This window comes from Lacticaseibacillus kribbianus (genome assembly GCF_020180945.1).
GTDB lineage: Bacteria > Bacillota > Bacilli > Lactobacillales > Lactobacillaceae > Lacticaseibacillus > Lacticaseibacillus kribbianus.
Map to the genome: position 1 here is coordinate 593,816 of NZ_JAIPUL010000001.1, position 20,993 is coordinate 614,808.

Sequence of the window (20,993 nt, forward strand, 5' to 3'; positions counted from 1 at the left end):
ACGAACATTAATAGAATTGTATTCTTAAAACGTTCCTGATTGTGGTTGAAAAAGTCAAGGGTCCATGCTAAACTCAAGGCAACTTATGAAAGCGGGTGACAGCTATGACCGTGGCGATTGTCATGGGGTCGGTGTCCGATTGGCCGACCATGAAGGCGGCAGCAGCGCTGCTTGATCAGCTCGAAATTCCTTACCAAAAACGCGTGATATCGGCGCACCGCATGCCGGATGAGCTTGCGGCGTTCGCCAAGGCGGCACGCGGCGCCGGCATCACGGCCATCATCGCCGGCGCCGGTGGCGCGGCGCACCTGCCGGGTATGCTGGCGGCGAACACGACGCTACCGGTGATCGGCGTTCCGGTTAAAACCCGAACATTGAACGGCGTTGACTCGCTGCTGTCCATTGTGCAGATGCCCAGCGGCGTGCCGGTGGCGACCATGGCGATCGGCGAGGCCGGGGCCAAGAACGCGGCGCTGTTCGCGGCCAGTCTCTTGAGCGTCACCGATGCCGCGGTTGCGGGCCGGCTGGCCGCCTTCCGCGCGGCGCAGACCCAGGCGGCCATCGAAAGCGAGGCGGCCCTTGACTAAGGTGATCATTCCCCCAGCCACCATCGGCATCGTCGGCGGCGGACAGCTCGGCCGGATGCTCGCGCTGGCCGCCAAGGCGATGGGCTACACGGTCGGGGTGCTCGACCCGACACCGCAGGCCCCGGCCGGCCAGGTCGCGGATTTTCAGCTCACGGCGGACTACGCCGACCAGGCCGCGCTCGAGGAGCTTGCGCGCCGCAGCGACGTTTTGACCTACGAGTTCGAAAACGTCGACTTGGCGGCGCTCGAGGCGGCCAAGCAGGACGCCGCGCTGCCGCAGGGCATCGCGCTGTTGGCCATCACCCGCGATCGCATCGCGGAGAAGACCTTCCTGCGGGACCACGGCATTCCGACGGCGGTGTTCGCCAGCGTCCCCGATGCGGCGGCGCTGATCCCGGCGATTCACCGTGTGGGCATTCCAAGCATCTTGAAAACCACGACGGGCGGCTACGACGGGCACGGGCAGGTTGACATCAACGGCACGGCCGACCTAGAAGCGGCGCGGGCACTGGCGGCCAAGACGCCGTGCATCCTGGAGGAGCGCCTCGAGTTTCGCCGCGAGCTGTCCTTGATGGTGACGCAGGACGGCCAGGACCGGGTGCGCTGCTTCCCGATTGTCGAGAACCGCCACACGCACCACATCCTGCACGAGACGCTGGCTCCGGCGCCGGGGCTGGCCCCGGGGTTGGCCCAGCAGATCAACGGCCTCGCGAAGACCATCGCCGAGGCCCTGGACCTGCGCGGGGTGCTGGGCATCGAGCTGTTCGAAAGCACGACAGGCATCGTGGTCAACGAGCTGGCACCGCGGCCGCACAACTCGGGCCACTACTCGATTGAGGCGTGCAACGTGTCGCAGTTCACGGCCCACATCCTGAGCATTTGCGGCCTGCCGCTGCCCGAGATCACGCTGGTGCAGCCGGCGGTGATGCGCAATCTGCTGGGAGCGGACCTGGCGCGCGCGCGGCAAGTATGGCCGGCACATCCGGAGTGGCACCTGCACGACTACGGCAAAGCAAAAGCCCGGCCCGGGCGCAAGATGGGCCACGTGACGGTGTGCGGTGGGGAGTTGGCAGAACGACTGAAGGCGGTTGCCTTAGAGGAGGAAGATTGTGAAGACTGAGTTACTGTACGACGGCAAGGCCAAGCGGATGTACGCCACGGAGGACCCGGCAGTGCTTTGGGTCGAGTACACGGATCAGGCGACGGCCCTCAACGGGAAGAAGAAGGTTCAGATCGCGGGCAAGGGGGCGCTGAACCGCCAGATCTCAAGCCTGCTGTTCGAAGAGCTCAACGCCAACGGGTTCGCCACCCACTACCTGCAGACCCTGGACGACCACACGATGCTGGTCAAAAAATGCGAGATGGTGAAGCTGGAGGCGGTGGTGCGCAACTTCGCCTCGGGCAGCTTCGCCCGCAAGTTCCAGACGCCGGCCCTGATGCCGCTGACCCCGGCGGTGCACGAGTTCTACTACAAGTCTGACGCCCTGGACGACCCGTTCATCAACGACGAGCAGGCGATTGCGCTGGGACTGGCGGATGCGGCCACCATCGCGGAGATGCACCGCCAAAGCGACGCGGTCAACGCCTACCTGACGGCGCGCTTCGCCGGCGCCGGCATCGACCTGGTCGACTTCAAGCTGGAGTTCGGCCGCCTGCCAGACGGCACGCTGATCCTGGCCGACGAGCTGTCGCCGGACAACTTCCGCCTGGTGGATCAGACCACCGGTGCGTCGCTTGACAAGGACGTGTTTCGCAAGGACCTCGGGCCGCTGACGCCCGTTTACCAGACCGTTTTGGATCGCCTGAAGGGAGCCCAACATGTATAAAGCCGAGATCTACGTGAACTACAAGCCAAGCGTCCTCGACCCCAAGGCGGAGGTGATCAAGCAGACCCTCGCGCGCCTGGGCGACACCAACGTCGCCACCGTCCTGGTCGGCAAGTACTTCGAGCTGACGCTTGCCGCCGACTCGCAGGCGGCCGCCGAGGAACAGATCGACCGCATCTGCGATTCGATGCTGGCCAACGTGAACATGGAAAGCTACCGCTTCACGGTGCAGGCGGTGGCGCAATGAAGGCGGCGGTGATCAGCTTCCCGGGCTCTAACTGCGACGAGGACCTGGTGTGGGCGCTCAACACCGTGTGCGGGCAGGACGTCGACCTAGTGCCGGCCAGCGCCACGGCGCTTGACGGCTACGACCTGGTCCTGCTGCCCGGCGGCTTTTCCTACGGGGACTACCTGCGCTCCGGGGCCATTGCCAAGTTCGCCCCGATCATGCCGGCGGTGCGGCGGTTCGCTGCGGCCGGCGGGTACGTGATCGGCATCTGCAACGGCTTCCAGATTCTGACCGAGGCGGGGCTGTTGCCCGGCGCGCTTCAGGCCAACACCAGCCTGAAGTTCATCTGCGAACCGGAACCCCTGACCGTAGCCAATGCGGCCACGGCGTTCTCCAGCGCCTACTCGGATGGCCAGTCGCTCACGCTGCCCATTGCGCACGGCGAGGGCAACTACTACGCCGATGCGGCGACGCTGGCCGCGCTTGAGGCCAACCACCAGGTGGTGTTCCGATACGCCGCCAACCCCAACGGCAGCCTGAACGACATCGCGGGCATCGTCAACGCCCGCGGCAACGTGCTGGGCATGATGCCGCACCCGGAGCGCGCGGTCGAGGCGCTGCTCGGCGGCACCGACGGCCTGGGCGTTTTCCAATCCCTGATTGACGCGACGAAAGGAGCAGCGGATGCAAAAAGAGCTTAGTCCAGAGGCCATCAAGGCCGAACAGCCGTACCTGACCTGGGGCCTGACCACGGCCGAGTACGATCGCTACGCCGAGCTGCTCGGCCGCCTGCCGAACTTCACGGAGATCGGCCTGGCGTCCGGCATGTGGAGCGAGCACTGCGCGTACAAGTTCTCCAAGCCGGTCCTCAAAACCTTCTGGACCCACAACGACCGCGTGCTGATGGGCCCCGGCGAAGGCGCAGGGGTGATCGACATCGGCGAGGGCAAGGCGGTGGTCTTCAAGGCCGAAAGCCACAACCACCCGAGCGCCGTGGAGCCCTACGAAGGGGCGGCCACCGGCGTCGGTGGCATCATCCGCGACATTTTCTCCATCGGGGCCAAGCCGATCGCGGTGCTCGATGCGCTGGCCTTCGGGGATCCGCACGACCCGCACCAGAAGCAGCTGATCGACGGCGTGGTCGCCGGCATCGGCGACTACGGCAACGCCATCGGCATTCCCAACCTCGGTGGCGAGGTGCGCTTCGCCGAGTCCTACACCAAAAACCCGCTGGTCAACGCGATGTGCGTCGGCGTGATGGACAAAGCTAAGATTCAAAAGGGCAAGGCGGCCGGCGTCGGCAACGCCCTGATCTACGTCGGGGCCAAGACCGGCCGCGACGGCATCAACGGCGCCAGCTTTGCGTCCGCCGAGTTCTCGGAGACGGAGGCGGCCGACCGCTCGGCCGTTCAGGTCGGCGACCCGTTCATGGAAAAGCTTGTGATGGACGCCTGCCTCGAGGTGACGCGGGACTACCAGGACCAGCTGGTGGGGATGCAGGACATGGGCGCCGCCGGGCTGGTCTCATCGACCGTCGAGATGGCGGGCAAGGCCAACTCCGGCATGGTGCTGGACCTCGACCTGATTCCGCAGCGCGAGCCGAACATGACGCCTTTTGAGATCATGCTCAGTGAGTCGCAGGAGCGCATGATGCTCTGCGTCCAAAGCGGTAGCGAGGACGCGATTCTTGCGGTGTTCCGCCGCTACGACCTGGACGCCGTGGTGGTCGGCCACGTCGAGGAAGGCCACCGCTACCGCCTGCTGCACCACGGGCAGGTGGTCTGCGACGTGCCGGTGTCGGCTCTGACCTCCGACGCGCCGGTCTACCACCAGGAGAGCCGCCGGCCACAGCGGCTGGCGCACCCGGCGCCGCACTGGCAGCCGCGCCTCAAGAACGGCCTGACGACGCTCAAGACGCTTTTGGCCGAGCCCAACGTGGCGGCCAAGCGCTGCATTTACCGCCGCTACGACGCGCAGGTGCAGACCAACACCGTGCTGGCACCGGGCGCCGACGCCGGTGTCGTGCGGGTGCGCGGCACCCACCGGGCGCTGGCGATGACGGCCGACTCCAACGGCCGCTACCTGTACCTGGATCCGGAAATCGGCGGAGCGATCACGGTCGCCGAGGCGGCCCGCAACCTGGTCGCCACCGGTGCGGAACCGCTGGGCATCACCGACTGCCTGAACTACGGCGATCCGACCAAGCCCGAGATGTTTTACGAGCTGGCCGAGTCCGCCAAGGGCATCGTCGCCGCCACGCGGGCGCTGAACACGCCGGTGATCTCCGGCAACGTCTCGCTTTACAACGAGACCTCGGGCGTCGCCATCTACCCGACGCCGATGATCGGCATGGTCGGGCTGATCGAGGACCTGACCGCCATCAGCACCGCCGACTTCAAGGAGGCGGGGGACCTGATCTACCTGATCGGGGCCACCGCGGCGGACTTCGACGGCTCGCTGCTTCAGGCGGTGACCACCGGAGGCGTGGCCGGCACGCTGCGGCCGCTGGACCTGGCGCGTGAAAAGGCCGACCAGGACCTGGTGCTCGCGGCGATTCGCGCCCACCTGACCACCGCCGCCCACGACGTGGCCGACGGCGGCCTGCTGGTCGCCTTGGCCGAGATGAGCTTCGGCCGCGGCATCGGCGCAACCGTTGAGGTGGCCATGCCGCAAAGCTGGCTGTTCGCCGAAAGCCAGGGCCGCTTCGTGCTCACCGTGGCGCCCGAGAACCAGGCGGCCTTTGAGCAACTGGCCGGCGCGGCGGCGACGCTGATCGGCACCACTGGCGGCGCCCAGCTTGCCGTGACGGCGCAGGACGGCCAGGTTGCCGGCGACGTAGCCGAACTGACCAAGATTAACGCGGAGGGATTAGCATGCCTGCTGAAGTGACCGAGGTGCGAAGCCTCAACGAGGAGTGCGGCGTTTTTGGCATCTGGGGTGACCCGCACGCCGCGGCCATCACCCACCTGGGGCTGCACACGCTGCAGCACCGCGGCCAGGAAGGCGCCGGCATCGTCGGCAAAACCGCGGCGGGGCTTCGGCGCCACTACGGTTTCGGCCTGGTGTCCGAGGTCTTCGCCGACCCGGCGGACCTGGCGCAGCTGGCCGGCACCGCCGCCCTGGGCCACGTCCGCTACGCCACGGCGGGCGGGCGCATCCTCGAAAACATCCAGCCGCTGCTCTTTCGCTTCTCCGACACTGCGATGGCGCTGGCGCACAACGGCAACCTGACCAATGCGATCAGCCTGCGGGCGAAGCTTGAGGCGGAGGGGGCGATTTTTCAGTCGACCTCGGACACCGAGGTGCTGATGCACCTGCTGCGCCGCAGCCCGAAAAAGACGGTGCAGGGCCAGCTGATCGACGCGCTGAACCAGGTGCACGGCGGCTTTGCCTTCGTGCTGCTGACCGAAACGGCGCTGTACGCCGCGGTCGATCCCAACGGCTTTCGGCCGCTGGTGATCGGGCGGCGGCCGGACGGCGGGCTGATCGTCTGCTCGGAAACCGCGGCGCTGAACGCCGTGGGCGCCGAGTTCATCCAGGACGTCCAGCCGGGGCAGCTGATCACCATCACCGACGACGGCTTCACCGCCACGCAGTACACCACGCGCACGCAGCTTGCGGTCTGCTCGATGGAGTACATCTACTTCGCCCGGCCCGACTCCGAGATTCACGGGGTCAACGTGCACCAGGCCCGCGTCGCGATGGGGCGGCGCCTGGCCCAGGAGCAGCCGGCCGACGGCGACATCGTCGTCGGGGTGCCCAACTCGTCGTTGTCCGCGGCCATCGGCTACGCCCGCGAAAGCGACATTCCCTACGAGCTCGGCCTGGTCAAAAGCCAGTACGTCGCGCGCACCTTCATTCAGCCGACCCAGGCGCTGCGCGAGCGCAGCGTGCGGCTGAAGCTGTCGGCGGTGCGGGCGGTGGTCGCCGGTAAGTCCGTGGTGCTGGTCGATGACTCGATCGTCCGCGGCACCACCGCGATTCAGCTGGTGCAGCTGCTCAAGGACGCCGGCGCCCGCGCGGTGCACCTGCGCATCGCCAGCCCGCCGCTGCGCTTCCCGTGCTTCTACGGCATCGACATCCAGACCACCCGCGAGCTGTTTGCCGCCAACCACAGCGTGGCGGAGATGCGCACGATGCTCGGCGTCGATTCGCTGGGTTTCCTGTCCGTGGCGGGGTTGGAGCAAAGCGTCGGGCTCAAGACCACGGCGCCCAACGGCGGGCTGTGCGTCGCGTACTTCACCGGCGTCTACCCGACCGGCCTGGACGACTACCAGGCCAACCTGACCCGGGAGCTATCGCACCTGTCCATCAACGTGAAGGAGGTCTCCGCATGAGCATCGATTACCGCCACGCCGGCGTCAACATCGACGCGGGCAACGAGGTCGTGGCACGCATCGCGCCGCTGGCCAAGGCGACGCACAACGCCAACGTGATGGCCAACATCGGCGGTTTCGCCGCCGCGTACCGCCTGCCAGACGTCAAGGACCCGGTGCTGGTCAGCGCCACCGACGGGGTCGGCACCAAGCTGCTGCTCGCGCTGCAGTGCGAGTCGCACGACACTATCGGCATCGACCTGGTCGCGATGGTGGCCAACGACCTGCTGGCCAACGGCGCCAAGCCGCTGTTTTTCCTCGATTACCTGGCCACCGACGCGCTGATGCCCGAGCGGGTGGAAACCGTCGTGCGGGGCATCGCGTACGGCTGCAGCCAGGCGGGCATGGCCCTGATCGGCGGGGAAACCGCCGAGATGCCGGGGATGTACCCGCAGCAGCACTACGACCTCGCCGGGTTCGCCGTCGGGCTGGCCTCCGCCGACCGGATGCTGCCGCGGGGCGTGGTCTCGGGGGACGTGCTGATCGGCCTGCCGTCAAGCGGCGTGCACTCCAACGGCTTCTCGCTGGTGCGCGAGCTGTTGGCGGAGACCAACCTCGGCAACCTGCCGCTGTCCGACGGGCGCGAGGTGACCGCCGCGCTGCTGACGCCGACCAAGATCTACGTCAAGGAGGTCTGGCCGCTGATCGCGGCGGGGCTGATCCACGGCGCGGCCCACATCACCGGCGGCGGCTTCACCGACAACGTGCCGCGCATGCTGCCCAAGCACCTGGCGGCCGCCATCTCGGCTTCCAGCTGGCAGTGGCCCGAGCTGTTCCTGCGGCTGCAGGCGGCGGGGGACCTGAGCGTGGCCGAGATGCGGCGCACCTTCAACCTCGGCATCGGCATGGTGCTGGCCGTGGCGCCGGAAGCGGTGGCCCGGGTGCAGGCCGCAGTGCCCAACGCGCGGGTCATCGGCCGCGTCGTGCCGCGCGCCGATCAGGGAGTGACGTGGACCGAATGAAAAAAGTGATTGTTTTTGCCTCGGGCACCGGCAGCAACTTCCAGGCGCTGGCCGACCATCTGGCCGCCCACCCGGTGGCCGCCATCGTCGCCCTGGTGTGCGACCAGCCCCAAGCGGCCGTGATCGGCCGCGCCCAGGCGCTGGGCATTCCGACGGTGATCGTGCGCTACCGCGACTACCCGAGCAAGGCGGCGGCCGAGCAGGCGCTGCTGACTCGGCTGCCCGCGGCCGACCTCGTGGTGCTGGCCGGCTTCATGCGCATCGTGGGGGAGACGCTGCTCGCGGCGTTCCCCGACCGCATCATCAACCTCCACCCGGCGCTTTTGCCCAGCTTTCCCGGCCGCACCGGCATCGCGGACGCTCTGGCGTACGGGGTGCGTGTGACCGGCGTGACGGTGCACTACGTCGACGCCGGCGTCGACTCCGGGCGCATCATCGCCCAGGCGCCGGTGGCGATTGCGGAGGGCGAGTCACTGACCCATTTGGAGGCGCGCATCCACGCGGTCGAGCACGTGCTGCTGCCGCAGACTGTTGACCAACTCATCTCAAAAGGAGCGATTTGAAAATGAAACGAGCCTTACTCAGTGTTTCCGACAAGAACGGCCTGGTGGTCTTCGCCCAGGGCCTTTTAGCACGCGGGTTTTCGCTGGTGTCGACCGGCGGCACCAAGCGCGCGCTGGACGCGGCCGGGCTTGCCGTCACCGCCGTCGAGGACGTCACGGGCTTTCCCGAGATGCTCGACGGCCGGGTCAAGACGCTCCATCCCCTGATCCACGCCGGGATCCTGGCCAAGCGCGACGATCCGGCACACATGGCGGCGCTGGCCGAACACCAGATCACGCCGATCGACCTGATCTGCGTCAACCTGTACCCGTTCGCCGAGACCATCCAAAAGCCGAACGTGACCCGCGCCGAGGCCATCGAGCAGATTGACATCGGCGGGCCGAGCGCCCTTCGCGCCGCCGCCAAGAACTCAGACAGCGTCTGGGCGGTCGTGGACCCGGCGGACTACGACCGGGTGCTGGTTGGCCTCGACGAGAACGACGCCGCGCTGCGGCAGTCGCTTGCCGCCAAGGTGTTCGCGGTGACGGCGGCCTACGATGCGCAGATCGCCGCCTACCTGAACCCGGAGCCGTTCCCGGCGCTGTACACGCCGACCTACCGCAAGCTTAAGGACCTGCGCTACGGCGAGAACAGCCACCAGCAGGCCGCCTTCTACGCGGCCCCGGGGGCCCCGAAGTCGTCTCTGGTCAACGCGGTGCAGTTGCACGGCAAGGCGATGTCCTACAACAACATCCGCGATGCCGATGCGGCGTTGAGCATGCTCAACGAGTACCGGGACCCGGCGGTGGTCGCCGTCAAGCACATGAACCCCTGCGGCATCGGCGTGGCCGACACCATCGAGGCGGCGTGGGACAAGGCGTACGCGGCCGATTCCACCTCGATTTTTGGCGGCATCATCGCGCTGAACCGCACGGTCGACCTGGCGACGGCGGAGAAAATGCACGCGCTGTTCCTTGAAATCGTGATGGCGCCGGCCTTCGAACCGGACGCGCTGGCCGTCCTGAGCAAGAAGAAGAACCTGCGCGTGATGACCATCCAGCTGGCGCAGCCGGCGGCCGCAACCGTCGAAGCGACGCCGGTGCGCGGTGGGGTGCTGCTGCAGACCACCGACGCGGCGATCGAGGGGCCAGACGACGTCAAGGTGGTGACCAAGGTCGCGCCGACGCCGGAGCAGCTTTCCGCGCTGCTGTTCGGCCAGCAGGTGGTCAAGCACGTCAAGTCCAACGCGATCGTCGTGGTGCGAGACGGGCAGACGCTGGGCATCGGGGCCGGGCAGATGAATCGCATCGGCTCCGTCGAAATCGCGCTGAAGCAGGCGCAGACCAACGCGAACTTCGCCGGGGCCGTGCTGGCCTCCGACGCGTTCTTCCCGATGGCCGACTGCGTGGACTACGCCGCCAAGCACGGCATCCGCGCAATCATCCAGCCGGGCGGCTCGATTCGCGACCAGGACTCCATCGACGCGGCCGACAAGTACGGCATCGCGATGGTGGTCACCGGCGTCCGTCACTTCCGCCACTAGAAAAAAGGTGAGCACATGGTCAATGTCTTAGTCATCGGCGCCGGGGCGCGGGAAAGCGCGCTCGGCCGCGCGTTTTTGGCCTCGCCGCAGGTCCAAGCGGTGTACGTCGCGCCGGGCAACGCCGGCATGGCGCTGATCGGCCTCACGCCGGTCGCCATCGACGCGATGGATTTTCCCGCCCTGATCGCCTTTGCCAAGGCGCACGTCGCGCTGACCTTCGTCGGCCCCGAGCAGCCGCTGACCGCCGGTATCTGCGACGCCTTTCAGGCCGCGGGGCTGGCCGTGTTCGGCCCCAAGCGGGCGCTGGCGCAGCTGGAGGGCTCCAAGCAGTTCGCCAAGGCCTTCATGGCTCGCCACGACCTGCCGACCGCGGCCGCCACGGTGGTGCACGACCTGGCCGCCGGTCAGGCGGCGCTCGCCGGCCACCGGCTGCCGGTGGTGATCAAGGCCGATGGGCTGGCCGCGGGCAAGGGCGTCGTGGTCTGTTCGGACCTGCCGGCCGCCCAGGCGGCGCTCGCCCGGGCCTACGCCGCGGATCCTGCGGCGACCGTGCTGATCGAGGATTACCTGGCGGGCCAGGAGGCGTCGGTGCTTGCGATGTTCAACGGCACCACCCGCGTGCTGTTCCCGCTGGCGCAGGACCACAAGCGCCGGCTGGCCGGCGATGCCGGCCCCAACACCGGCGGCATGGGCGCCATCAGCCCGGCGCCGCAGTTCACCGCGGCCCAGCAGGCGCAGGCGGCGGCCCTAGTCGACGCGACGCTGGCCGGCGCGGTGACGGACGGCCTTGACGGCTGCGGGGTGATCTACCTCGGCCTGATGTTCACCGTGGACGGCCCGAAGCTTCTGGAGTACAACGTGCGCTTCGGCGACCCGGAGACCCAGGTGCTGCTGACGCAGGTCCAAAACGATTTTTACCAGCTGACCGTCGACCTGCTGGCCGGCCACGCGCAGCCGCTGGTCCTTGATGGGCGCACGTACTGCGGCGTGGTCGCGGTGCACCCGGACTACCCGGGCGACACCAGCCGGCCGCTTCCCGTAGCCACCCCGGACCAGGCGGCGCTGGACTACTGGCTGCCGGCCGGGGTCGCCGGCACTCAGGGCGCCTTGACGACCGCTGGGGGCCGCGTCTTCACGGTGGTCGGCGCGGGGCCCAACCTCGCTCACGCGCAGCTGCAGGCCTACGCCCGCGTCGCGCCGCTGCTCGGCGAGCTGGCCATGCGCCAGGACATCGGGGCCAAGGGCCTGCGTCAGCCGCAGGATTAGCCACGCCCGGAAGGATTGCACGCTAAAAAGGCCGAGCCCACGCGGGCTCGGCCTTTTGCCACCACATTTTGTGGCACGGCGGTTTTTTCTCCTATATCTGGGGGTGAAACTATGGTAGCATGAGACTCAGAAATGGAGTGAGTGTCGTGCCGAAAACTTTACCGAATGACCCCCAACCGATGGAATGGCTGGCCTCGGACTGGTCGCAGGGCTACATCGCCAGCTACAAGCCGTTCACCTTCGTGGACGGCGAAGGCGTGCGCTGCAGCATCTACGTGTCCGGCTGCAAGTTCGCCTGCCCGGGCTGCTACAACAAGGTCGCCCAAAACTTCCACTACGGCAGCCCGTACACCCAGGCGCTTGAGGACCGCATCATCGAAGACCTCGGCCAAAGCTACGTGCAGGGGCTGACGCTTCTGGGCGGCGAGCCGTTTCTGAACACCCAGGTCTGCCTGCAGCTGTGCCGGCGCGTCCGCGCGGAGTTCGGCCACACCAAGGACATCTGGAGCTGGACCGGCTACAAGTGGGACGAGCTGATGCAGGAGTCCGAGGACAAGCTGGAACTCTTGGGAATGCTCGACATCCTGGTCGACGGCCGCTTCCTCGAGGCCCAAAAGGACCTGACGCTGCAGTTTCGCGGCAGCAGCAACCAGCGCATCATCGATGTGCCGGCGTCCTTGGCCGCCGGTGACGTGCGCATCTGGCCGCGGCTGGTGCGCTAGGCAGTCGCCGGAAGCCCGGGCTCCGGCGCGGACGAACCAACACTTCCGGCGCAGGGCCTGGGCGGCGGAACGCGTGGGGCTCCCCTGAGCCCGGCCCGTTCTCAGGACCCGCCATTGCTGTAAGCCGGCAAAAGCAGCCGGCTAACCGCAATTTCACGCTGGCACGCCCCGGCCCTGCACCTCCAGTGTTGTTGCGTCCGCGCCTCCGCCCTGTATAGTGGTTACTTCATTAACTTGTCACATTCGAGCTAACCAGCATGGTGTTTGTTATCGGATACCACGTAGGTTTGCCGACGCGAGCAGCGTAAAAACGCGCTGCCTGCCGATCTTTCCCGAGTGGAGGGGTCGGCGGGCGGCGCGTTTTGGCGTCTCACGGCTGGGGCGGATCCTGCAAGGCCGGCTTGGCCAGCGTGCTGCCGCTTTCGCCGTAGTAGGCGAGGTGCGGGAAGTGGATGGTGACCGTGGTGCCCTGACCCGGCGTCGAGGCGATGGTCAGCCGGTGGCCGAGCTTGTGGCCCAGGCGCTGGGCGAGGTACAGGCCCAGGCCGGTCGACTTCTGGTTGGCATTGCGGCCGTTGGTGCCGGTGAAGCCCTTCTCAAAGACCCGGTGCAGCTCGTCTTCGGGGATGCCGATGCCCGAGTCGGTCAGGCTCAGCGTGACCTCATCGCGGCCGCTTTCGATCGCCGCGGTCAGGCTGCCGCCCGGGGCGGTGTACTTCAGGGCGTTGGAGAGCAGCTGCGCGAGGATGAAGCCCAGCCACTTGGCGTCGGTGACCACCGTGGCGTCGCCGGTGGCGGAAAAGCCGATGCGACGCGCGATGAAGCTGTTGCGCTGCGCGACGACTGCCGCGTCCAGCACCGGGCGCAGCGCGTACTCCTGCAGCAGGTAGTCCTTGGAGAAGCTGTCGAGGCGTGAGTAGTACAGCACCTGCTCGACATAGTGGTCGATCGCGTCGAGCTGCAGCGCCATGTCGTCCAGCGGCTTCTCGGGCGCCTGGCCGTCGAGGCTGTCGAGCAGCAGGGTGCTAGCGGCCAGCGGCACCTTGATCTCGTGCACCCAGGAGTCGATGAACGCCTTTTGGTCCGCCTGCGCGGCCAAAAGCCGCGAGCGGTCCTGCTGGTGGGCCCACAGCAGGTGGTTGTAGGCGTCGACCACCGCCTGCTCGCGGTGCGAGTCGGCCTTGGGCAGCTTCCAGTCCAGCGCGTTCAGGCCGGCGTCGGCCCGCTCGGCGAGCAACGCCTTGAACTTGCGCTCGCGCCGCGCGCGCCACCAGACGGCCGCGGCCGCGGCCAGGACGCTCAGGCCCGCCATGTACAGCAGGGTGCCGGCGTGCACCTGCTGGTTGGGGTCCAGCCAGATGCCGAAGCAAAACAGAATCAGGCCGAGCAGAAACAGGGCAATCTGGCCGACGTGGTCCGACAAGTAATCGCGCATTCCCGAACCTCCTAGGGCACAATGTAGCCCTGCCCGACCTTGGTTTCGATGTAGTCGGGCAGGCCGGCGTCCGCAATCTTACGGCGCAGCCGGTTGATGTTCACGGTCAGGGTGTTGTCGTCGACGAAGCGCTCGTCTTGCCACAGGTCCTTGAGCAGGCGCGAGCGGGAGACGGTGCTCCCGTGGGCGCGCATCAGGATCTGCAGCAGCTTGTACTCGTTTTTGGACAGGTTGATCTGCTGGTCCCCGGCACTGGCCGCCCCGGTCTGGAGGTCCAGGGTCAGGCCGTTGTGGACCAGCGTGTCCGCGCCGGTGTCGCCGTAGTTGTAGGTGCGGCGCAGCAGCGCGTTGATCTTGGCGATCAGCACCTCGATGGCGAACGGCTTGTTGACGAAGTCGTCGGCGCCGAGGTTCATCGCCATCACCATGTCCATGTTGGTGTTGCGGCTGGAGATGAAAATCACCGGCACCTGGCTGGTCGCGCGGATCTGCTGGACCCAGTAGTAGCCGTCGTACACGGGCAGGTTGATGTCGAGCAGCACCAGATCCGGGGCGAGGGCCTGAAACTGCTCACCCACGGTGTTGAAGTCTTTGACGGTGTGGGCCTCGAACTGCCACTTGGTCAGGGCACTGGCGATGAGGTCCGCGATGGTGCGGTCGTCTTCCACAATCATAATTTTAAACATGAGCCACCTCCGTTACCTTAATGGTACTGGTAAAACAAGTTTGAGACAAGTCTGTTAGAATAGAGGGAGATGCCGGATTTTTCGGCGTGAAGGGGGCAGACGAATGCGCGTCGTGCGTGCGGAACATCTGACGAAAATCTACGGCCACCGCTTCAACCGGGTGGCGGCCTTGAACGACCTGAGCTTTGGCGTCGACGACGGTGAGTTCGTCGGCATCATGGGGCCAAGCGGCGCGGGCAAGTCGACGCTGCTCAACATGCTGGCGACCATCGACACGCCGACCAGCGGCGAGGTGTGGGTGGCCGGCTCGGCGCTCTCTGCGATGAACGAGGCGCAGGCCGCGGCGTACCGCCGCACCCAGCTGGGCTTCATCTTTCAGGAGTACAACTTGCTGCCGGACCTCACCGTGGCCGCCAACATCACCCTGCCGCAGACCTTCGTGCCGCCGCGGCCCAAGGACCTCGACGAGCGGCTGGCCCACGTGGCGCAGACGCTTGGCCTGGAGCGGCTGCTCGGGCGCTACCCGGATCAGCTCAGCGCGGGCCAGCGCCAGCGGGTGACCGCCGCGCGCGCGGTGCTCGGCAAGCCCAGCCTGATTCTGGCCGACGAGCCGACCGGCAGCCTGGACTCGATGGCCGCCACCGAGCTTTTGTCGTACCTGACCCGGCTGAACCTGGAGGAGGACGTGACTATCCTGATGGTCACCCACGACGCGTTCACCGCCAGTTTTTGCAACCGCATCATCTTCATCCGCGACGGCGCGTACTTCGCCGAGGTGACGCGGCACGGCACCCGGCAGGCGTTCTTCAACAGCATCATCGACATGGAGGCAACCATCAACGGGGGAGGGCGGCACCGTGCGACAGCTGATTAGCCGCGACCTCAGGCGGCACGCCACCACCACTGTGCTGTTCGCGTTGATGGGTGGCGCGATCATCGCCGTGCTCTACGCGGTGCTTGCGATGACGGAAAACGTGGCGCTGATGGCCAAGCTCGACGCCGGGGCACTGACGCCGGACATGGTGCCCGCGTTCCTGGTGGTGACCGTGGTGGTGATCCTGATCTTCACCATCGTCTTTCTCCTCTACATGAACGCGATCCTGGTCGCGCGGCGCGACCGCGAGATCGGGGTGTACCGGCTGCTCGGGCTGTCCGCGCGGCGCATCGGGGTCAGCCTGATCGTCCAGGCGCTGATTCAGGGCGCCGCGGCCATCGGCGTCGGGCTGGTGCTCGGGGTGCTGTTGTCCAAGTTCTTCGTGATGGGGCTGGTGCGGCTGATGGGCCTGCGCATCGTGTCGGGGTTGCTGTGGTCGCCGCGCGCAGCGCTTGAGCTGACCGCGCTGTTTCTGCTGGTCTACCTGGTGCTCGGCGCGATCAACGCGCTGTACGTCACGGCTAGCCCGCTTCGGCGGCCGCTGTGGCGCGTCGGTCAGGACACGACGCTCGCGCCTCTGAGCGGCTGGCGGGTGGTATGGGCAATCTTGGGCCTGCTGCTTTTGGGCGGCGCCTACGTCAGGGCCTACAACCTGATTCCCTGGACCTTTCGGCTGGACAGCGGCGCGGCGATGGCCGCGCTGTGGGGCGGCATCATCCTGGCCGGGCTGATCGGCACCTACCTGATGTTTCGCACCACGCTGCCGGTGCTGATGATTGCGCTGAGCCGCACGCGGCTGCGGCTGTCCGCCGGGGCGCTGTTGACCGTCGTCGACCTGCGCAAGCGCCTGCGCACCAACAGCCAGTCGCTGTTTCTCACCACCATGCTGGCCACCCTGACCATGACGGTGCTGGGGTCCGGGGCGATGCTTTACCAGTTCTCGCAGCAGACGGTGCGCCAGTCGATTGCCATGGACGCCGTGGTGTCGGCGCACGGGCAAAAGTCCTTCATGGCCGGCGTCAAGCCGGCCTGGGTGCGCGGACACGTCGCGCTTGAGACCAAGCTGGTCGCAGGCGAGCTGGACAGCGTGAACGTGGACGCCACGACCAACGACTTCACCATCTACAATGTGATGGCCCAAAGCAGCTACAACGCGATGCGGCGCCGAGACGCCACGCTGCCGGCCCGGGCACCGCTTGAGGACGATCAGGCCCTGATGGTGGTGTACGGCCGTGCGCTGCTTCAAAACACCTGGATGCGCCAGCGCGACGACTGGTGGGTGCGGCTGCCGCGAACCAAGACCCGGCTGTCGGTTGTCCAGACCACCAGCCGCTACCCGCTGGGCGCAGATGCCTACTTCGACCGCGCGCTGGTGGTCAGCAACCGCACCTACGCCAAGCTGAAGGCCCCGCTTGACGTGCTGCACGGCTACACGCTGGGCTCGGCGCAGGCGGTGGGGCGCTACCTAACGTCGCTGGACAACCAGGACACCGAGGATTACGTGTCGTTCGGCAAGGCCGCGCTTGCAGGCAAAACCGCACTCCGCGTCAGCAAGACGGCGCAAGCGCGCGCGCAGCTGTCGCGAAGTGCGGTTAACCTGAGGCGGCCGATGGTGAAGGTGATGAACGCGACCTTTGGGCTCGGCCTGTTCATCGCCGTTTTGACCGGCTTCGTGTTCCTGCTGGCCACGGCCAGCATCCTCTTGATGAAGCAGCTTTTGGTCAAGACGCAGACCGAAAGCGACGCGGTCACGCTGAGCCAGCTCGGCATGCCCGACGCGGTGCTGCGCCGGGTGCTGTGGCAGGAGACCCTGGCGGTGTTCGCGCTGCCCCTAGTGTTTGGCACCGTGAACACCGGCCTGGTGGTGCGCCTGATCGGCATCATGCTGGATGACCCGGGTGTCGGCACCGTGGTGTTGGTGATCGCGGTGTTCGCCGCGGTGTACCTGGCCTTCGCCGCGCTCACCGTGCGGCTGGCCCTGGCTGCAAGCGCCCGCAGTCGCTAGGCGGTCGGCGCTTTGCGGAACAGATCGGTCAGCGTCACCGGCCGCTTGTCCGGCTTGGCGTTCTCGTCAGCCGGGTCGGGCTCGGGCTTGTTCGGGTCGCTGATCGAGTAGGCCGCCTCGTGGAAGCCGAGGCCGTGGCTGGCCACCTTGGCGAAGGGCAGCACCTTGGCGAACAGCGGTGTGCCCTTGGCGGCGAAGACGTCGAGGCGCTCCTGCCAAAACGACAGCAGCACGTACTCGATCACCTTGCTCTCCGTCTGCAGCAGCCACATGCCCTCAAGCCCGGACAGCCGGTCGGCCTGCTCCACAAGCTTCTTGGCCTCGGCCGCAAAGATCGGCGCATCGTCCTTGCTCAGCTTGAAGTACATCACGTGCGCGAAGCCTTCCTTGGGCTGCACGCCGTTGTGCGCGAGCACGGTGCCGCGCATCGGGGCGGCGAAGGGCACCGTGCCGCTGGGATCCAGCAGCGCGCTGTTTTGGCCCTTCACCAAGCCGTCGAGCAGCAGCATCGGCTGGTCGTGCTTGTGCATCAGCTGCAGCAGGTAGTACCTTGTCCCAAGAATCATTTGAACTTTACTGGTCATAAGACCACCTCCACACTTAGTCTAACACGCTTTCATTCTGGAAAGGGGAAATCAAAGCGATGAAATTAACGATTCTGGGTTATTACGGCGGCTATCCCGACCACGGTGTCGGCACCAGCGCGTACCTGGTCGAAAGCGGGGACTACCGCCTTTTGATGGACTGCGGCAGCGGCGCGCTGCTTGCGCTTGAGGCCGTCTGCGATCCGCGAAGCCTCGACGCGGTGCTTTTGACGCACTACCACCACGACCACGCCGCCGACCTAGGCGTGCTGCAGTACTACTACCAGCTGCACTCGGGGGCCAAGAAGGTGCTGCCGCTGCCAGTGTACGGCCACACCAAGGACCCGCTGAACTTCGCGGCCCTGACGTTCGGCGACTTCACCCGTGGTGTCGGCTACACCGCGGATGCCACGCTGACGCTTGGCCCGCTGACGCTGACCTTCCTTGAGACGCAGCACCCGGTGCCGGCCTTCGCCGTGCGCATCGAGGAGGCCGGCACCGGCCGCGTGCTGGTCAACACCAGCGACACGCGCGCCTTCCCGGAACTGGCCGGCTTCGCCAAAGGGGCCGACCTGCTGATGGCCGACACCAACTTCCTGGCCGAACACCCGGCGCCGATGTGGCACCTGACCTCGACGCAGGCGGGTCAGCTGGCCAAGGACGCCGGGGCCGCCGCGCTCCTGTTGACCCACCTGCCGCAGGAAAGTGACCTGGCGCAGCTGCAGCGCGAGGCGCAGGCGGCGGCCGGCAGTGTGCTGGTGACGCTGGCTTCCACAGAAAAAGTAATAAACATTTAAGATAAAAATTATTTTACGGTTTTTATCCATGTCTTGGCAGGAGACTCAATCCGCGCATTCGTTCCGGATCGGCCGTCGCACTGCGCGATAACCCGGGGAACGATTGCTAAGGCGAACGACCGGGCGACGACACTTTGGAAAAAATTATTTTTCAAATGTGATTGTTTACGCTTACTTCAATCCTTTATAATTAATGGGTAGCCAAGTTGATTCGACCCGTATAGATTGGAGCGATCGCGATGATCCTGTTATTCACATCCCCGAGTTGCACGTCCTGCCGCAAGGCCCGTCTGTGGCTGAACGCCCGTCACATCGCCTACCAGGAACGCAACGTGGTGGCGGATCCGCTGCAGCCGGAGGAACTCAAGCGCATCATGGCGATGACCGAGGACGGCACCGCCGAAATCATTTCCACTCGGTCTAAGACCTTCATTGAACTCAACCTCGACCTCGAGGCGCTCACCACCAACCAGCTGATTGCGCTGGTGGTCGCGCACCCGGGCCTGCTGCGCCGCCCGATCATCATGGACGAGAAGCGCCTTCAGGTGGGGTTCAACGAGGACGAGATGCGCCGCTTCCTGCCGCGGGAGGTGCGCGCCGTCGAGCTTCAGCAGGCCCAGCTTCTTGCGGGCTTTTGACCGCACCGAGCCCGGGCTGCAGCACCGACACTTCCGGTTGTCGGTGCTGTTTTGCTGTCTGCGCAAGGCGGTGTTCGCGCCCGGCAACCACTTGGTTTTAGTCAGTGGAACGCTTGCATTCTGGTACTGGGACGCGTAGAATGTCGAGACGATGGGACTTTCAGAGTCGCCATATTTGCTGACAAAGTGAGGTGCAGTCATATGAAAATGGAACGCATCAACGACAACACGATTCGCGTCTTACTTGGAAACGACGACCTTGCCGACCGCGGGATCACGGTTTTGGACCTGCTGGGCAACCACAAGCAGATTGAAAACTTCTTCTACAGTATTCTCGACGAGGTGGACCAAGACCACAGCTTCTCGACCGACTCGGCCGTCACCTTCCAGGTGATGCCAAGCCAGTCCGGGCTCGAGCTTCTGATCAGCCGCTCCCAGCAAGACGACGATCAAGCTGATGATGACGACGACCAGGACGCGGACGCAACCGACGTCTCGGTGCCGGACTTCATCCGCGACCAGCTCAACCAGCTGGACACGCCGGACCGCGATGCCCAAGACGAGGGCAGCTACATCTCCGTCAACGACGAGGGCAAAGAGGAGCTGGTCTTGCAGCTTCAGGACTTCGAGGCGTTCATCGGCCTGGCGCGTGTGCTTAGGCTTGAAGGCGCGTCGAGCGACCTTTACAGCTACAACGACCGCTACTACCTGGTGCTGAGCTTCTACCCCAACCACGTCACCCCGGAGGACGCGAAGGACCAGATTGCCGTGGCCCTGGAGTACGGCGACAAGGCGGCGATCTCAAGCGCCGTTTTGTCCGAGTACGGCAAGCTTCTGATGCCGACCAGTGCCCTGGAAACGGGCCGCTACTACTTCAAGTAGGCAACCGCCGCGACGCCAGCGCCGCGGCTTTTTGTTACCAGGGCGAAGAAGCACGGGCTTAGCGGGACGGATAACCTAGCGCCGGGCGCTGAAGCGCACTTGGCTTCGGCGGCTGGTGCGTCGCTAGCCGAGTCCGCGTTGTGCTTCGTAGCCCGACGAAACCAGGGCGGCGCACGGCGCACTTGGGCCAGCGGCCAGCGCCAGGGTGGGCAGTGGACCGGTGGCCCAGTGTCCGACCTAAGCTAGACGAGTGGCCGCTGCCGCGCGGAACCCGACGATACCAGGGCGGAGTGCGGCGCACTTGGGCCAGCGTTTGGAATGCATTGATGTGTGCCGGTTTCGCCGGCCAAAAGGATGGGTGAGTCATGGAAAAACAAGTCCGGTTTCACAGCGTGTTTGACATCATCGGCCCCGTGATGGTGGGGCCGAGCTCCTCGCACACCGCCGGCGCCGCGCGCATCGGCAAGGTGGTGCGCAACATTTTCGGCGAGCAGCCGGAGCGCGTCGACATCTACCTCTACGAGTCCTTCGCCAAGACCTACCGCGGGCACGGCACCGACATCGCGCTGGTCGGTGGCCTTTTGGGCATGGCCCCGGACGACCGGCGGCTGCCGGATTCGCTGCGCCTGGCCCACGAGGCCGGCATCAAGGTGGCCTTCGTGCCCAAGAGCGACAAGGTCGACCACCCGAACTCCGCGCGCATCATCCTGCAAAAGGGTGACCACCGGCTGTCCGTGCTCGGGGTGTCGATCGGCGGTGGCAACATCCAGATTTCCGAGATCAACGGCTTCAAGATTTCGCTTGCGATGGGCACGCCGACCTTCATCACCGTGCACCAGGACGTGCCGGGCATGATCGCCGCCGTCACCAACGTCTTCAGCGCCGCGGCGGTGAACATCGGGACGATGACGGTCACGCGCGAGTCCAAGGGCGAAAAGGCGATCATGATCATTGAGGTCGATGACCGCCGGCCGGACCTCGTGGCGCAGCTCAAGGCGCTGCCGCACGTCGACAACGTCACGTACTTCGAGTAGGAGG

Annotated in this window: 21 protein-coding genes; 18 read left to right on the forward strand and 3 right to left on the reverse strand. The window is 66.1% G+C overall.

What is annotated here, in order from left to right; genetic code table 11:
• The first annotated feature begins 104 nt into the window (after positions 1-104).
• The 12 genes from purE to nrdG all read left to right on the forward strand — a co-directional run bounded on the left by purE (position 105) and on the right by nrdG (position 12,054).
• Complete coding sequence (gene purE / locus LE416_RS02780) at positions 105-587, forward strand: 5-(carboxyamino)imidazole ribonucleotide mutase (RefSeq protein ID WP_225046969.1); 483 nt, start codon at positions 105-107, stop codon at positions 585-587.
• Complete coding sequence (gene purK, locus LE416_RS02785; protein ID WP_225046970.1) at positions 580-1,707, forward strand: 5-(carboxyamino)imidazole ribonucleotide synthase; 1,128 nt, start codon at positions 580-582, stop codon at positions 1,705-1,707. The genes purE and purK overlap by 8 nt, the downstream gene beginning before the upstream one ends.
• Positions 1,694-2,413 (forward strand): phosphoribosylaminoimidazolesuccinocarboxamide synthase, encoded by a 720-nt coding sequence (locus LE416_RS02790; RefSeq protein WP_225047827.1) that lies wholly within the window; start codon positions 1,694-1,696, stop codon positions 2,411-2,413. Before purK ends, LE416_RS02790 begins: the two co-directional genes overlap by 14 nt.
• Positions 2,406-2,660 (forward strand): phosphoribosylformylglycinamidine synthase subunit PurS, encoded by a 255-nt coding sequence (purS, locus tag LE416_RS02795; protein WP_225046971.1) that lies wholly within the window; start codon positions 2,406-2,408, stop codon positions 2,658-2,660. Before LE416_RS02790 ends, purS begins: the two co-directional genes overlap by 8 nt.
• Positions 2,657-3,343, forward strand: coding sequence for a phosphoribosylformylglycinamidine synthase subunit PurQ (purQ, locus tag LE416_RS02800; protein ID WP_225046972.1), 687 nt, complete (start codon positions 2,657-2,659; stop codon positions 3,341-3,343). Before purS ends, purQ begins: the two co-directional genes overlap by 4 nt.
• The gene (gene purL / locus LE416_RS02805) at positions 3,327-5,531 is read left to right on the forward strand and encodes a phosphoribosylformylglycinamidine synthase subunit PurL (RefSeq protein ID WP_225046973.1); all 2,205 of its coding nucleotides are present in this window, start codon (positions 3,327-3,329) and stop codon (positions 5,529-5,531) included. Before purQ ends, purL begins: the two co-directional genes overlap by 17 nt.
• Positions 5,516-6,979, forward strand: coding sequence for an amidophosphoribosyltransferase (gene purF / locus LE416_RS02810; RefSeq protein WP_225046974.1), 1,464 nt, complete (start codon positions 5,516-5,518; stop codon positions 6,977-6,979). Before purL ends, purF begins: the two co-directional genes overlap by 16 nt.
• Entirely contained in the window at positions 6,976-7,980 is a 1,005-nt protein-coding gene (gene purM / locus LE416_RS02815) for a phosphoribosylformylglycinamidine cyclo-ligase (RefSeq protein WP_225046975.1), read from the forward strand. Before purF ends, purM begins: the two co-directional genes overlap by 4 nt.
• A complete protein-coding gene (gene purN / locus LE416_RS02820) occupies positions 7,977-8,543 on the forward strand; it encodes a phosphoribosylglycinamide formyltransferase (RefSeq protein ID WP_225046976.1) in 567 nt (188 codons plus the stop codon). The genes purM and purN overlap by 4 nt, the downstream gene beginning before the upstream one ends.
• Positions 8,544-8,545: 2 nt before the next feature.
• Entirely contained in the window at positions 8,546-10,066 is a 1,521-nt protein-coding gene (gene purH / locus LE416_RS02825) for a bifunctional phosphoribosylaminoimidazolecarboxamide formyltransferase/IMP cyclohydrolase (RefSeq protein WP_225046977.1), read from the forward strand.
• A 15-nt stretch (positions 10,067-10,081) separates the two neighbouring features.
• The gene (gene purD / locus LE416_RS02830; RefSeq protein ID WP_225046978.1) at positions 10,082-11,332 is read left to right on the forward strand and encodes a phosphoribosylamine--glycine ligase; all 1,251 of its coding nucleotides are present in this window, start codon (positions 10,082-10,084) and stop codon (positions 11,330-11,332) included.
• Between the two features lie 179 nt (positions 11,333-11,511).
• Entirely contained in the window at positions 11,512-12,054 is a 543-nt protein-coding gene (nrdG, locus tag LE416_RS02835) for an anaerobic ribonucleoside-triphosphate reductase activating protein (RefSeq protein ID WP_225047828.1), read from the forward strand.
• Positions 12,055-12,424: 370 nt separating this feature from the next.
• On the opposite strand, the gene LE416_RS02840 is transcribed toward nrdG, so the two are convergent.
• Positions 12,425-13,489 (reverse strand): sensor histidine kinase, encoded by a 1,065-nt coding sequence (locus LE416_RS02840; RefSeq protein WP_225046979.1) that lies wholly within the window; start codon positions 13,487-13,489, stop codon positions 12,425-12,427.
• An 11-nt stretch (positions 13,490-13,500) separates the two neighbouring features.
• The gene (locus LE416_RS02845) at positions 13,501-14,175 is read right to left on the reverse strand and encodes a response regulator transcription factor (protein ID WP_225046980.1); all 675 of its coding nucleotides are present in this window, start codon (positions 14,173-14,175) and stop codon (positions 13,501-13,503) included.
• Between the two features lie 103 nt (positions 14,176-14,278).
• On the opposite strand from LE416_RS02845, the gene LE416_RS02850 reads away from it, so the two are divergent.
• Positions 14,279-15,049, forward strand: coding sequence for an ABC transporter ATP-binding protein (locus LE416_RS02850; RefSeq protein WP_225046981.1), 771 nt, complete (start codon positions 14,279-14,281; stop codon positions 15,047-15,049).
• Entirely contained in the window at positions 15,033-17,054 is a 2,022-nt protein-coding gene (locus LE416_RS02855) for an FtsX-like permease family protein (RefSeq protein WP_225046982.1), read from the forward strand. Before LE416_RS02850 ends, LE416_RS02855 begins: the two co-directional genes overlap by 17 nt.
• Here the strand turns inward: LE416_RS02855 and LE416_RS02860 are convergent.
• A complete protein-coding gene (locus LE416_RS02860) occupies positions 17,051-17,638 on the reverse strand; it encodes a hypothetical protein (RefSeq protein WP_225046983.1) in 588 nt (195 codons plus the stop codon). The two genes, LE416_RS02855 and LE416_RS02860, sit on opposite strands and share 4 nt — an antisense overlap.
• A gap of 59 nt (positions 17,639-17,697) precedes the next feature.
• Between LE416_RS02860 and LE416_RS02865 the strand changes: the two genes are divergently transcribed.
• From LE416_RS02865 to sdaAB, 4 genes are all read left to right on the forward strand, one after another.
• Positions 17,698-18,435: an MBL fold metallo-hydrolase gene (locus LE416_RS02865; RefSeq protein ID WP_225046984.1), complete on the forward strand. Its 738-nt coding sequence runs from the start codon at positions 17,698-17,700 to the stop codon at positions 18,433-18,435.
• Positions 18,436-18,674: 239 nt separating this feature from the next.
• Positions 18,675-19,073, forward strand: a complete 399-nt coding sequence (spx, locus tag LE416_RS02870) for a transcriptional regulator Spx (RefSeq protein WP_225046985.1) — start codon at positions 18,675-18,677, stop codon at positions 19,071-19,073.
• A gap of 201 nt (positions 19,074-19,274) precedes the next feature.
• On the forward strand, positions 19,275-19,955 hold the full coding sequence (locus LE416_RS02875) for an adaptor protein MecA (RefSeq protein ID WP_225046986.1): 681 nt from the start codon (positions 19,275-19,277) through the stop codon (positions 19,953-19,955).
• A gap of 365 nt (positions 19,956-20,320) precedes the next feature.
• The gene (gene sdaAB / locus LE416_RS02880; protein ID WP_225046987.1) at positions 20,321-20,989 is read left to right on the forward strand and encodes an L-serine ammonia-lyase, iron-sulfur-dependent subunit beta; all 669 of its coding nucleotides are present in this window, start codon (positions 20,321-20,323) and stop codon (positions 20,987-20,989) included.
• The last annotated feature ends 4 nt before the right edge of the window (positions 20,990-20,993 follow it).

Bases quoted from the DNA above. Each gene is read 5' to 3' on its own strand.
- purE (WP_225046969.1), top strand. From the start codon at position 105: ATGACCGTGGCGATTGTCATGGGGTCGGTGTCCGATTGGCCGACCATG.
- purS (WP_225046971.1), top strand. From the start codon at position 2,406: ATGTATAAAGCCGAGATCTACGTGAACTACAAGCCAAGCGTCCTCGAC.
- purQ (WP_225046972.1), top strand. From the start codon at position 2,657: ATGAAGGCGGCGGTGATCAGCTTCCCGGGCTCTAACTGCGACGAGGAC.
- purL (WP_225046973.1), top strand. From the start codon at position 3,327: ATGCAAAAAGAGCTTAGTCCAGAGGCCATCAAGGCCGAACAGCCGTAC.
- purF (WP_225046974.1), top strand. From the start codon at position 5,516: ATGCCTGCTGAAGTGACCGAGGTGCGAAGCCTCAACGAGGAGTGCGGC.
- purM (WP_225046975.1), top strand. From the start codon at position 6,976: ATGAGCATCGATTACCGCCACGCCGGCGTCAACATCGACGCGGGCAAC.
- purN (WP_225046976.1), top strand. From the start codon at position 7,977: ATGAAAAAAGTGATTGTTTTTGCCTCGGGCACCGGCAGCAACTTCCAG.
- purH (WP_225046977.1), top strand. From the start codon at position 8,546: ATGAAACGAGCCTTACTCAGTGTTTCCGACAAGAACGGCCTGGTGGTC.
- purD (WP_225046978.1), top strand. From the start codon at position 10,082: ATGGTCAATGTCTTAGTCATCGGCGCCGGGGCGCGGGAAAGCGCGCTC.
- nrdG (WP_225047828.1), top strand. From the start codon at position 11,512: ATGGAATGGCTGGCCTCGGACTGGTCGCAGGGCTACATCGCCAGCTAC.
- LE416_RS02840 (WP_225046979.1), bottom strand. From the start codon at position 13,489: ATGCGCGATTACTTGTCGGACCACGTCGGCCAGATTGCCCTGTTTCTG.
- LE416_RS02845 (WP_225046980.1), bottom strand. From the start codon at position 14,175: ATGTTTAAAATTATGATTGTGGAAGACGACCGCACCATCGCGGACCTC.
- LE416_RS02850 (WP_225046981.1), top strand. From the start codon at position 14,279: ATGCGCGTCGTGCGTGCGGAACATCTGACGAAAATCTACGGCCACCGC.
- LE416_RS02860 (WP_225046983.1), bottom strand. From the start codon at position 17,638: ATGACCAGTAAAGTTCAAATGATTCTTGGGACAAGGTACTACCTGCTG.
- LE416_RS02865 (WP_225046984.1), top strand. From the start codon at position 17,698: ATGAAATTAACGATTCTGGGTTATTACGGCGGCTATCCCGACCACGGT.
- spx (WP_225046985.1), top strand. From the start codon at position 18,675: ATGATCCTGTTATTCACATCCCCGAGTTGCACGTCCTGCCGCAAGGCC.
- LE416_RS02875 (WP_225046986.1), top strand. From the start codon at position 19,275: ATGAAAATGGAACGCATCAACGACAACACGATTCGCGTCTTACTTGGA.
- sdaAB (WP_225046987.1), top strand. From the start codon at position 20,321: ATGGAAAAACAAGTCCGGTTTCACAGCGTGTTTGACATCATCGGCCCC.